A 12,754-nucleotide genomic window follows, 5' to 3' on the forward strand; every position below is an offset into this window, starting at 1 on the left:
GAAGTTGTAAAATAGAGACGGCAGACAAAGCAGCTGTCTATTTTGCAACTTCAATCCTATTCACTAAAATTTAAATGGATTGAACAATTTAAAACTACTGCTGTATTCCTTTCTACTAAGTAAATGGGCAAAAATAATTATGAGTAAATTGAGCGTCTTTTTCCACCCTAACTGCGTTAAAAATCTTCGCTTTAGCCCGCTAAAGCTTCAGTTTTTGCCTAGTCTAAAAAAATACAGGTCAATTAATAGTATACTACTTTTGTCCATCTACTTATCCTTATTTTTTGCTGCCTGCCAAAACAGTTCTAACGAAACAGATCCAGCGCCAATAGATAGTACCCAAACTTCGAATTCTTCACCTGCTGTTATTTCGATTCAAGGTCATCCTATTTCCCTAGTTATTATAACAGAACAGGCTATTATCAGGGAAAATCCTTCAATAGAAGCAACCGAAATTGCTCGCTTAGTCAAAGGAGATAGTCTTATATTTACGAATAAAATTAGCAATTTTAATACGGCTATTAAACTAGAGGGGATTGCTTATAATGAACCTTGGTTACGAGTTATTTTAGCCAATAATAAAATGGGCTGGGTTTATGGTGGCTGTATCAATTTTGATGCAAGGCAACAGCGTCAACTAAAAGAAAAAACCTTGGATCAACGAGTCGTTACGCTATTTGGGCAATCCTTGGCAAAACAAATTTCGATCTACCAAAAAGAACTGCAATCCACCAGTACCACACCTGGTTTTCGTAGTTTGTATTCTAGAGCCCAAAGCATCAAAGATAGCCTAGAACATCAAATTGCAATCCACCTTCATGCTAGCAACAAAAGCCAGTTGCCCAATTTCTTTTGGCTCAACGAATTAATGGATGGGTTAATTGTTCATTATATTCCTGAGCAGCACCGCTATTATTTATTTAGAGATTTAAAACGTTGGCAAGCACTTAGTTTAAAAACCACTGGCACAGAAGACGATCAATTTATAGAGACTTTATTAGCAAGCTATCCTTCTGACAGTATTGTTTTTCATTTTTATGGTTGGCAATTGCCAATTGATAGCACAACCACTTGCAGTCTTTTGGGCAGCCAAATACATTCTAAGGTACTAGAAAAAATTAGTGCGGCATTAGACAGCAATAGCAATGGTTATTTTAAGCAAGAAATTATTGCGTTAAAGCAAGCAATTGTAGATGATATTTCGGTCTCTAATCATTATTGGTTATCTTTAGAATCCATTCAAAGTGAACTGGATGCCATTATTGAACGACAGTATCCTTTTTTTACCACAAGTGATAGAGTAGCGCTAAAGACACGCCGCCAAATGATTGGTAATTACACTCAAAATAACATCGTAATCAATCTCTTTGAAGGACAAGCATCAACTTAAATAGAACGTTTTTTTGACCCAAACAAACAACACAATGGCAAAAATATTACGATTAGGATTTATAATGGGGGGCGGAGTATCGCTTGGCACCTTTTCTGGAGCAGCACTTTCCGAAGCCATTAAGCAACAAATTGTGTATGGTCAATATGACACAGGAAAAAAAGACGCAAACAATCAACCTATCTATGCACCTTATGAAAAGGTAGAGATTGATGTTTTTAGTGGGGCTAGTGCAGGGGCGATTTCCTTAGCGATTATGCTGCGTTTTTTGGTCAATCCAAAAGACAAATACCGTTTTTTGGGGTATCGTTCGTATCAAGAGTTGAAAACAGCCTTGGAACAAAAACTATCAAAACAATTTGAGGGGAAGCTGATTGAACTAAAAATGCAATATCCTGAGAAATATGAGCAACTACTGGCCGCACAGACTATTCAGGAGTTCCAAGATAAGGTTTGGTCTAAAGAGGTCGATGTAGATCGTTTTTTGGGAACGGGATCTTTTGATAAAGATCTAACCGAAAATCCGAGTTTCATGGATAGAGGCATTGTAGATCAATTGGGGGTTGATTTATTTCAATTTCAAATTCCAAGTGCTGAACGATTAAAAAATCGCATCTTATTAGGAGATAGAATTTTGTTTGGCTGTACGTTGGCCAATCTAAGCCATACCCTCCAAAAATCTAAACGAACGCATTTTAGCGACGATAAAAAACCTTCATTGATACAAGCACTTAATGACAGCTCTGTAGATAGAATACATAGCGAACTGAGAGTTTTTGATCTTAATTTTACGCCCATCAAGGCCAATGAAGGCCGTTATTATCCCCTTCGTTGGGTACAATATCACGAAGGAGCGGATCTTATATTGGAACAAAAAGACAACAAAGGTACTCGCTATCAAAAAGAAGTGAAAAATTTAGCTAACAATGATGTTTGGCGAGAAATTACAGCTACAGCAATTGCTTCTGCTGCGGTTCCTTTTGCCTTTGAACCTGTTGTATTAAATCGTTATAACTACGAATTTGGTCCCGAATGGGCCGATGAACTCAAACATAAAACAAGCTATCCTTTTACCTACGTAGATGGCGGCTTATTTAATAATGAACCCGTCAAAGAAGCTATGCGCTTGGCCTCTTATATTGATACCACGAATGAAAATAAAAATTTTGAACGGCAACTCATTTTTGTTGATCCTGATGTAACAGAGCTAGAAAATCAATTTAAGATTCATGCACATGAGAAACTAAGTATTGGGCGATCTATTTTTTCTAGCAAAACAAAAGTCTCGACCAAACCAACCGTTTTGCGTTTGTTTAGTGGTATGACGCATATTTTGGGCGCAATTCTCAATGAGGCTCAAAGCATAGAAGTTGGGAAAATATCTGCCATACTCGATCAATTTGAGCATCGCAAACAAATGCGTCAATTTTATCGTGCGACGATCAAAGGCATCCCCTCCGATCAGCAAATTGTCAGCATGCGAAATTTTGCGATGGCAGAACTAAGTAAGGTTCGCTCTAAGCTTAATTTGCCAGATAATACCTTGCAGATACAACATGAATTTTTGCGTATTATTAAAGAGGAGCATGATTTTTTAGACAATTATATCCCACTGGAAGATGAGCGTTTCTTGGTAGATGAAATCAATAAATTTGTCTATTTACCAACGCCTTCGGAATTAGAACATATTGGGTATTGGGTATTTATTTTGTCTTGTTTGACCTTAGATATTGCTATGAATTTGGTAGGAAAAACATCGCATACCAAATTAATTCCAATTGCTCCGTTTAACTTTTATGAAAAAGGTGAAGGCTTTCGCCTAATGCCACTTCCAGGAAAAGGAATGGCTGGTTTTACAGGCTTTGCTTCTGTAGAAGCAAGTAGTTATGAAGTCGCTTATGGAAAATATTGCGCAAAGCGCATTTTGCAAGAATTGAATTTAATTGCCGATAAACAACAACAACTCCCCTGCCCTCCTCGCTTTGATTACAGCCAATTTGATCACCTGCTCAAAAATAATGTTCGGACTTCGATTGTTAAACGGGTAAAAGAAATGGTTCCTAGTGGTTTTTCTACGCTTATGCCCTTTCTGGGTGGCTATTTGAATGAATCTGTTCAAAACTTTGTCAATAGCAACCTACATGGCAATGCCCATACAAGTAGTTTTGAATTTAGAATTCGTATTTCGAGTGATCTTTATGTGCTCAAAGGCTTCTCTCCTAACGGAACAACAGCCAACAAAAAAAGCTTGCAAGCAACCGCTATTCACGGTGATTATTATCTAATTACTAAGTTGTTTTATGATTTTGAAGAGGAACAATGGAAAGGTACTCATACTAATTTTATGCAAAGTGTTTACATTGACCAATCTAAGTTTTTTGAGGACATTGCTGTATTGAGCATAGAATTACCTGCCATGTCACTCAATAGTGATGCTTATTTGTCTCCGAATCCTATTTTTGTAGCAGATGTTCGAGCAGGATTAAATACTCCTGGCTATAAGGAGTTGTCGGCTAAAAATTGGGAGCTTATTTCGGATATTTCACCTCTTGATCAGCATCTTTGGGGCAAAGATAAATGGCTAGACTAGGATGCTCTAATAGACGACTTATTTCCTTTTATTTTTAGCCTGAATAAAAGTTAATCCTCAAAAAAATCGTTTCCTAACAAATGTTAAGGCAGTTGCTTGCTTAGTAGCTTTTATTTGTATTTCACTAAAAATATAAAACAGATGAAAGTTATTTTTTTTGCCAAAACAACATTTACAATCCTTACATTTGGCTTTTTTGCCAACCTACTAGTGCAAGCTTGTAGCCTGAAACCACTGGCATGGACTCCGCCCAACAAACCTGCTTTTAAGGGAGCAATTGCCAAAAATGAATTATTAAGTACCACCACTTGGATTGACCTAGAAGGCTGGTATGGTCCAGAAGATATTGCTGTTGACAAAAAGGGCAATTTATATTGTGGCGTACACCCTAAACGGACCAATTTTGAAAGTGGTAGAATTTTAAAAATTGATACTCAAGGTATTATTTCTACTTTTTGCAATACAGGGGCTTGGGTTACAGGCTTACATTTTGACCAAAACGAAAATCTTATTGCCTGCGATCAAAAAAGAGGATTAATCCGTATTGATCCAGAAGGAAATATCCAAGTTCTTGCCAATAAAGACGAAAAGGGGCGCCCTATTTTGATGCCCAATGATGTAGACATTGCCTCTGATGGTATGATTTACTTTTCGAATACTTCTTCTCAACTGCGATTTAGTAGGCGCAATGCTCGAAAGATTCTATTGGAAGTAAAACCCGATGGTGGGCTTTATCGCTACAATCCTACAACCTTAAAGGTTGAAACCTTAATTGATAGTTCTTTTTTTGGCAATGGTGTTGCTGTTTCTAAAAACGATGATTTTGTACTCATGGTGGATCTAGCCAAATATCGAATTTTAAGATATTGGCTAAAAGGCGAGAAAAAAGGAAAAATTGACCAATTCATTGACAATCTACCAGGCTTACCCAATGGTATTTCGAGAAGAAAAGATGGCAGTTTTTGGCTGGGATTCACAACTCAAAGAAGCGATGTGCTAGATGATCTACAGCCCAAAATTGGAATGAAAAAATTTGTCTATGGTATCCCGCTTTGGTTACAACCCAAACAAGAAGCTTTTGGGATGATTATGCATTTAAGCGAAACAGGAGAAATACTCCAAACACTTTATGATACGACTGGTCAACGTGTTTCTGAGGCAAGTTCTATAGAAGAACACAATGGAATACTATACCTAGGTGGAGATTTGACAGATCACATTGGCAAGTATCAATTTGATTAACCGCCTTTTTGACTTGACATTAAAATGCTAGCTCCTATCAAGCTTTGACAGGGGTTAGCATCTAAAAGCATCGCCTTAATTGTTCCTTCGTAATTTCTGTGTATACGAATGCTTATTATGCAGTTATTCTAGGGCTAGTTTTAGACGCTGAATGTTGCTATCCCTCCAAATATTTTTCGAGCAGCTCAATCGTCTTTTGCTTGGTTGCACTCAGCTCTTGTTGTAAACTAATAATCAATTCATCCTTTTTCTGTAAGTCCAATAAATGTTGGTTCTGGCTGCGTTCCAATTCGTTTTTGTATTCCTTGACCCTATCCTGAATCATATCCTTAATTCTAGGATCAGCCTCAACCTCTATTACATTTTTTATCATAACACCTGTACCTGTTAGCAACCAATGATAGTTTACTTTATCAGGATAATGAGTAGCAATTTTTGCTACTAAATTTAAGTTAGGTATTGTTTTTCGTCTATAAATATTGGATATATTCTGACTATTAACTCCTAAGCCTCTGGCAAATTTACTTACGTTTTTATCACAGCCTAGATAATTTAGAACTGTAATTAGTCGACTATGTAGCTTTATATCTCCTTCCTTCATCAAACCAAAAATTGTTGTTTTCTTTTATGAATGCTTGTACTTTTTTCAAATCAATTATCTGTTCCAATTAAACTGTAAACAACTCTACATCAATATAAAATAATAGAAACAAATGTAAATATATGAAAAAAAGTAGTAGTGCAGGTATAGACGAACACAAAAAGCTAAAGGCTAAATCTGTTCTCTCTAATTTAACAGAATCATATTTGTAAAAGGGAGTTAAAAAAAGGACAAACTGAGCGCTAACCCAGTATAAAATCTAGATGGCATTAGACCTTGAATTGCTGTAAATTTGTAGTTATTGCTCTAACTGTTTTTCTAAAAGGTCGATGGTCTTTTGTTTAGTAGCACTTAGCTCTTGCTGTAAACGAATGATTTGTTCGTCCTTTTTTTGCAAGTTTAATAAATACAAATTTTGGTTGCACTCTATTTCGCTTTTGTACTTTTCGATGCGGTCATGGATAATATCTTTAGCTCTAGATTTTACATCAACCTCTACCACATCTTTTATCATCGCACCTGTACCCGTTAGCAACCAATGATAGTTTACTTTATCAGGATAATGAGTGGCAATTTTTTCCATCAACTTTAGATTAGGAATTGTTTTTCGCTTATATATATTTGATATATTCTGATTATTAACTCCTAAGCCTCTCGCAAATTTGCTTATATTTTTATCGCACTCTAGATAATTTAGTACTGCAATTAGTCGCTTATGTAGCTTTACATCTGCTTCCTTCATCAAATCAAAATTGTTGTTTTCTTGTGTTAATTCTTATGCTTTTTTCAAAAATTCAATCAATTGTTTCAATTAAACTGTAAACAACTCTACATCAATAGAGAACAATAGAAACAAATGTAAATATATGAAAAAAATGCAGTAGTGAAGCGAATAGACCAGCATAAAAAGATAAAAGCTAAATCTGTTGCGACAAATTTAGCAGTGCTAGGTTACTTGATGTTTTGTAAGGGAGTAAAGAAGTTGCCTCTAAAATAGATTACTGTTTTAGATTTTTTTCTAAGAGATCAATGGCTTTTTGTTGTGCTTTACTTAAGTCACTTTGTAGGGCTATGATGAGTTGATTTTTTTCCTTCAACTCCGTTAAGTAAGCTATTTCCAATTCATTAGTACGATTATAATCGCTGCCGTCCTTTTCTATTCCAACTGTATTATCCAACATTTTCCCCATTCCTGTTAATAACCAATGGTAATTAACTTGATTGGGATATTGAGTCGCAATTTTTGAAATTAAGTTCAATTTAGGGATCGTATTATTATTGTAAATATTAGATATATTTTGGCTATTAACCCCCAATCCCTTGGCAAATTTCCTTTTATTTTTATCACAATCTAAATAATTCAAGACCGCAATTAATCGACGATGTAATTTAATATCTGCTTCTTTCATTGAAATTTAAAATGTTAATATTTTGTTAAAATTTTTACATTAATTTCAAAACATTAATCTTTATTTGTATTTTTAAATATATAAATACGATCCTCACTTAATTGGCAATCTTTAATTTATAAATATTTCAAATATGGTTAAGTAAATGATGGCTATTGCTCTTTTGTTACAGAAAGAGCAACGACTAGGGTTATTTTGTTTTTGTAGTATTCAGAGTACCCACACTATTTACAGCATATAAACAATTGGTTTTGTTTATTTAATGCCTTTTGTTCTTATTGATAAATTGAGCATGATTGCCACTTAATGTCCTATAATAGACAGAAATGTAAATCTATGAAAAAAACAGAAGTGAAGCTAACCAAGGAGCAGAAAAAATTAAAAGCAAAGTTAGAGTATGGAGACATCGGAAACCTTTGCCGTGTATTAGAAGTGTCTAGAATGACGTTTTGGAAAACCCTTAATGGAAGGCGAAAGTCTCCATATATTTGGGATGCTATACGACGCCTAACAGAGCAACGAGATGCTAAAAGGGCTCGTAACATAACTCATTTAACTCCATAATTATCAACATACTGTATCCGTCCTATCGTCGATCCTCTTTCACGAATTTAACTATATTTATCATCTATATAGCTGCTAATTTAGTTAAATAATAGCTTGTGTTTTAGCAAAATTTCAATGTTTTGTCCCACCATTTTTAGCTGCACAATCTATTGACTAAAGCGTCTCTAAAATTATATTTTAGAGCGCTTTAGTTATTGTGTCATTAGAGGCTCTAATTATACGCTACTGAGATACGGTCTTGCTATTGTTCTAAAAGCACCTCGTATATACTAAGGTTCTAACTAAAACTACTTTCTCAAATACCAATGAGAGAACCTCCCCCACACGCCATAAAATAGGGTAAGCCAAACCAATGACCTACCCTGTACTCTATTTTTGAAAAACATCAAAAAGTACTAAATACACTATTCTTTGATAATTGTTAAGCTTGACGTTCCTACTTGAGTTTGTACAGTTATACCATAAACACCTGTTGTTAGCGTCTTCAGATTTAAAGTCAATTCTTTGGCATTGGTGTATTTCTGTACCCAAACAGTTGTTCCTGTGGCATTGGTAACCTTTATTATTACTTCCTCATATATTTTATCCAAATTAAGGTTTAAATTTTCTGTAGTTGGATTAGGAAACGCTTCCATTACTGGAGCAGCCGATGAAAGTCTATCCACACTATTAAAAACAGGGCAATTGGTACTAAAAGATGCCGTAGCATCTACAAAAGACGACCAATTGGCTGTAGCATAAGAAACATCATCCACTTCAATACAAGTTAAATTAGGATTAAAGAGTGAAATCATCCCCGCAAAAGCCGTATTGTTTCCATTCGCTACATTCAAATAAGCCAAGGCATTCCCCGCACAAAGCAAATACATCAAATTGGCATTGCCGCTTACATCTAAAGATACAATTTGGTTCATTGGGCAAATTAATAACTCTAGGGCGGTATTGGTTGTCAAGTCTAATGAAGTGAGTTGATTGTCGCTACAATTAATAGAACTAATCCAAGTATGGTTGGCTACATCCAAATTACTTAGTTGATTGCCTGCACAACTCAAAAAGGTAAGGCTATCGATTGCGCTTAAATCCAAACTTGCTAGTGAGTTGGTATCACAATTAACAGACAATAAATTGGTATTCGTACTTAGGTTTAAACTGCTTAATTGGTTATGATTACAGACTAATGCCCCCAGATCAAGATTATTGCTGATGTCTAGGCTTGCAATTTGGTTATTAGGACAAGATAGGGTTATCAATAAACTATGCGTACTCACATCTAGACTTGACAATTGATTGTTGGCACAGTATAAAGTATGCAAAACCGTATTAGCAATGTTTAAGGTAGTCAATTGATTATTTTCGCAATAAATTACCTGTAAATTTGAATTGTTGCTGGCGTCTAGGGCGGTTAGTTGGTTATTGCTACAATTAATTTCATTAAAACCTATAGTATTGTGGGGCAAATCCAATGTTGTCAATAAATTGTCGCTGCATCTTACAGCGGTCAAACCATGACAAGCACTTACATCCAAAGAAGTCAATTGGTTTTCACGGCAGGTCACATAATTAAGAGCTGTTAAGCCCGTAATATTCAGCGTAGTCAACTGATTTTTAGAACAATCTAGATTCTGCAAGAGGGTATTGTGCGTCAAATCTAGTGTTGTCAACTGATTTCTATTGCAATTTAAGGAAGTAATTGAATCAAAAGCCTCTATTCCTGTAAGGTCAGCAATATTTTTTGAATTGGTAAATGTGGACCCCACATCAATTCCTCCTTGATAATGCTTCGCTTCTGCACTATCAATTTCGGCATCTCCATTGGTATTAATGGCATTGTTGGCAATCAACTCTGCTTTGAAATTGGCATCGGGAATATGAATGTATTGCGCCTGTGTTTGGGTGTAGTAGAAGGTCGCTAATAATAGTATTAATGTTCTCATTTTCTATCTTTTAGAGTTTATAAAATCATACGCATCAATAAGTCGTATCAACTCCAAAGATAAGGGAGAAAAATGATCTTTTTAGGTAAAAAAAAATGAATCGACCAACAATCTAACGAATGAAGCCAATCAAGCTATGAAGGTATCATTTTAGCTAACGTTTGACCTATTTTTATTTAGCTAATATTAGTCATTATCAAAAAAAAAGTGCCATTCTCTGAGAGAACAGCACTTAATTATTATCGTGTTATTAGTTCTAAAACAATAGACTAATGAACTTTTTGCAAATTGGTAACAGGAACATACAATTGTCCTTTCTCATTGCATCTGCCAATAACAATGCGTTGCACCTCAGAAGTTCCTTCGTAAATTTGAGTAATCTTAGCATCTCTCATCAAACGCTCTACATGATATTCTTTTACAAAACCATATCCGCCATGTACTTGTACCGCCTCAACAGTGGTACGCATAGCAACTTCAGAAGCGTATAATTTAGCTTGAGATCCTGCCAAATCATAGTCCATGTGTTGGTCTTTTAACCAAGCAGAACGATATACCAACATCTTGGCAGCTTCAATTTCAGTAGCCATAGTAGCCAATTTAAAGCTAACCCCTTGATGCTTGATAATTGGTTTACCAAAGGCCTTACGCTCTTTAGCATAAGCAGAAGCCAATTCGTAAGCACCACCAGCAATACCCAAAGCTTGTGCAGCAATTCCAATACGACCACCTGACAAGGTTTTCATAGCAAATTTGAACCCAAAACCATCCTCTCCAATACGATTCTTCTTAGGTACTTTTACATCATTGTACATAATTGTGTGTGTATCCGATGAACGAATGCCTAATTTATCTTCTTTGGCACCAATCACAACACCTTCCCAATCGGTTTCTACAATAAATGCATTAATACCTCTATGGCCTTTCTCTACATCTGTTTGAGCAATAACCAAATGTACGCTTGACGTTCCACCATTGGTAATCCAGTTTTTGGTACCATTCAAAATATAATGGTCGCCCATATCAATTGCTGTTGTACGCTGAGAGGTAGCATCAGAGCCTGCTTCTGGTTCAGACAAACAAAAAGCACCAATCCATTCGCCAGTAGCTAATTTAGTTAGGTATTTTTGTTTTTGCTCCTCAGAACCATACTCTTCTAATCCCCAACATACCAATGAGTTATTAACAGACATACATACAGAACAAGAGTTATCTACCTTAGAAATCTCCTCCATTGCCAATACATAAGAAAGTGCGTCCATTCCTCCTCCCCCATACTTAGGGTCAACCATCATACCTAAAAACCCAAGCTCTCCCATTTTTTTGAGTTGCTCAGTAGCATGTATCATTTTAGAATCACGCTCAATAACGCCTGGTAATAATTCTTGTTGTGCAAAATCACGAGCAGCTTCTTTTACCGCTAAATGCTCTTCGGTCAGTTCAAAATTCATAAACCTTGTGTTCTATATCGTATAGCTCCTAATTGGCTATTACTGGTTAGTAAAAAGGATTTGCCCTGCAAAGATAAAATTTTAATTAAATTTTTAGTCGGAAATTCAGCAATTTTAAACGCTGAAAAGCACACATAGATAAATTTAAAGAAAACTTAAAGGGCAATGTATTTAGTTTCTTTTTCTGAGTTTTAATAAAGTATGATAGGAATCTCCAATCAATTCAAACGTATCAACCACTTCAAAACCAGTATCTACGGACATTTTTTTCATTTCTTCAGAATGATACATCTTACTATTTCCATTGGCAATGCAAGTAAAATAAAGAGAAGTTCCTACCAAGCAGAACTCACTAGCAGGGAATCGTTGATTGTCCCAAAAAGGCTCTAAAATATAGACAAAAGCCTGGTCGTCAACTGCTTCATATACTCGTTGCAAGATAGATAAAATTTCATCTGAGCCAAAGCAGTCCAAAAACTGACTCATCCAAACCGTATCTGCTCCTTTAGGAATCGCTTGTTGATCGTCTAATAAATCAATTTCAAAATAACTGACCCTATCGCTATATGTTTCTTTGGCTATATTTTCTTTGGCAACATTCAACTGCCCAGGCAAGTCGAGCATTTTAACCTTTACTTCGCTGTTGTATTCACAACACGCTTTTGCCCATTTTCCAGTATTACCACCAATATCAAACAAGGTTTTAACAGGTTCTTTAAACACCAACTCCAAAGCATGTGGGAACGCATCGTCTGAATAAAAATGATCAAATTCAAACCAAGATTTTTTTACCTGCTCAGGCAATTGAGACAACCCTTCATAAACCGTTGGCCAATCCCCAAAAACTTTTAGCCCCTCAGGTTTCCCTGTAACAATTGACTCCTTTAGATTCGTTAGCCCTTCATAACAAACATCCTTCGCAAAATTCATATTCACCTCTGTCATTCTATCCGAACGAATAAAACGCCCTACTGTAGTTACTAAGTATTTGCCTTCTTCTGTTTGTTCTACCAAATCAATACAAGACCCCGCTTCTAATAAAACCTTGACCCCATATTCTGATAATTTTGTTTGCTCAATGATTTCTTCCAAAAAAAGCCCTGTTCTTGACCTAGCAATGACATCTAGTATACCCAACTCTTTGAGTGAGACAGCAGCATGAAAGTAAATAGGTGCAAATGCAATTTTCTGTGCTTCATACTTTGCTTCCAAAGCAGACATTCGTTTAGACATATATTTATATTTTAAGTTTCTTGATTTATATCGGTGCAATAATGTCCAATAACAACCTAGTTTATTATTTATTTGAGGGTAGCGATAATCAACTGTTAACTAATATGTAGTAAGTCATTCTCTTTTTAAGTATAAACACACAACATATTACTCAAAATCACTAAAGATTTAAGCTCCTCCTCCCTCTTAAACTCCAATTATAAAAACATGACACCTTAAGTAACGCAGCAAAACTAATAATTATAAATTTAAGCCATTCTGCTTTGTTACATATCTCAAAAAACGATTTAAGAATAGCCAACAAAGGTAAATAACTATTACGGATCTTAGTTATAAT

Annotated in this window: 10 protein-coding genes; 4 read left to right on the forward strand and 6 right to left on the reverse strand. The window is 35.5% G+C overall.

Annotated elements, in window-relative coordinates; all coding sequences use genetic code 11:
- Positions 1 to 139 precede the first annotated feature (139 nt).
- The 3 genes from AsAng_RS16610 to AsAng_RS16620 all read left to right on the forward strand — a co-directional run bounded on the left by AsAng_RS16610 (position 140) and on the right by AsAng_RS16620 (position 5,222).
- The gene (locus AsAng_RS16610; RefSeq protein ID WP_264788229.1) at positions 140 to 1,390 is read left to right on the forward strand and encodes an SH3 domain-containing protein; all 1,251 of its coding nucleotides are present in this window, start codon (positions 140 to 142) and stop codon (positions 1,388 to 1,390) included.
- Positions 1,391 to 1,424: 34 nt separating this feature from the next.
- Positions 1,425 to 3,980 carry a patatin-like phospholipase family protein gene (locus AsAng_RS16615; RefSeq protein ID WP_264788230.1) on the forward strand — a complete coding sequence of 852 codons (2,556 nt, stop codon included), beginning with the start codon at positions 1,425 to 1,427 and terminating at the stop codon, positions 3,978 to 3,980.
- 141 nt (positions 3,981 to 4,121) lie between these two features.
- Positions 4,122 to 5,222 carry an SMP-30/gluconolactonase/LRE family protein gene (locus AsAng_RS16620; protein WP_264788231.1) on the forward strand — a complete coding sequence of 367 codons (1,101 nt, stop codon included), beginning with the start codon at positions 4,122 to 4,124 and terminating at the stop codon, positions 5,220 to 5,222.
- Between the two features lie 157 nt (positions 5,223 to 5,379).
- On the opposite strand, the gene AsAng_RS16625 is transcribed toward AsAng_RS16620, so the two are convergent.
- The 3 genes from AsAng_RS16625 to AsAng_RS16635 form a co-directional block, all read right to left on the reverse strand.
- Positions 5,380 to 5,823 carry a hypothetical protein gene (locus tag AsAng_RS16625; protein ID WP_264788232.1) on the reverse strand — a complete coding sequence of 148 codons (444 nt, stop codon included), beginning with the start codon at positions 5,821 to 5,823 and terminating at the stop codon, positions 5,380 to 5,382.
- Positions 5,824 to 6,121: 298 nt separating this feature from the next.
- Positions 6,122 to 6,565, reverse strand: a complete 444-nt coding sequence (locus AsAng_RS16630) for a hypothetical protein (RefSeq protein ID WP_264788233.1) — start codon at positions 6,563 to 6,565, stop codon at positions 6,122 to 6,124.
- A gap of 256 nt (positions 6,566 to 6,821) precedes the next feature.
- Positions 6,822 to 7,232, reverse strand: a complete 411-nt coding sequence (locus tag AsAng_RS16635; protein WP_264788234.1) for a hypothetical protein — start codon at positions 7,230 to 7,232, stop codon at positions 6,822 to 6,824.
- 336 nt (positions 7,233 to 7,568) lie between these two features.
- Between AsAng_RS16635 and AsAng_RS16640 the strand changes: the two genes are divergently transcribed.
- On the forward strand, positions 7,569 to 7,796 hold the full coding sequence (locus AsAng_RS16640; RefSeq protein WP_264788235.1) for a hypothetical protein: 228 nt from the start codon (positions 7,569 to 7,571) through the stop codon (positions 7,794 to 7,796).
- A 407-nt stretch (positions 7,797 to 8,203) separates the two neighbouring features.
- Here the strand turns inward: AsAng_RS16640 and AsAng_RS16645 are convergent, their stop codons facing one another.
- From AsAng_RS16645 to AsAng_RS16655, 3 genes are all read right to left on the reverse strand, one after another.
- Positions 8,204 to 9,733 carry a T9SS type A sorting domain-containing protein gene (locus AsAng_RS16645; RefSeq protein WP_264788236.1) on the reverse strand — a complete coding sequence of 510 codons (1,530 nt, stop codon included), beginning with the start codon at positions 9,731 to 9,733 and terminating at the stop codon, positions 8,204 to 8,206.
- Between the two features lie 269 nt (positions 9,734 to 10,002).
- Positions 10,003 to 11,184 carry an acyl-CoA dehydrogenase family protein gene (locus AsAng_RS16650; RefSeq protein ID WP_264788237.1) on the reverse strand — a complete coding sequence of 394 codons (1,182 nt, stop codon included), beginning with the start codon at positions 11,182 to 11,184 and terminating at the stop codon, positions 10,003 to 10,005.
- Positions 11,185 to 11,355: 171 nt separating this feature from the next.
- Positions 11,356 to 12,417 (reverse strand): methyltransferase, encoded by a 1,062-nt coding sequence (locus tag AsAng_RS16655; protein ID WP_264788238.1) that lies wholly within the window; start codon positions 12,415 to 12,417, stop codon positions 11,356 to 11,358.
- Between the last annotated feature and the right edge of the window lie 337 nt (positions 12,418 to 12,754).

The organism is Aureispira anguillae (genome assembly GCF_026000115.1).
GTDB classification, from domain to species: Bacteria; Bacteroidota; Bacteroidia; order Chitinophagales; family Saprospiraceae; genus Aureispira; species Aureispira anguillae.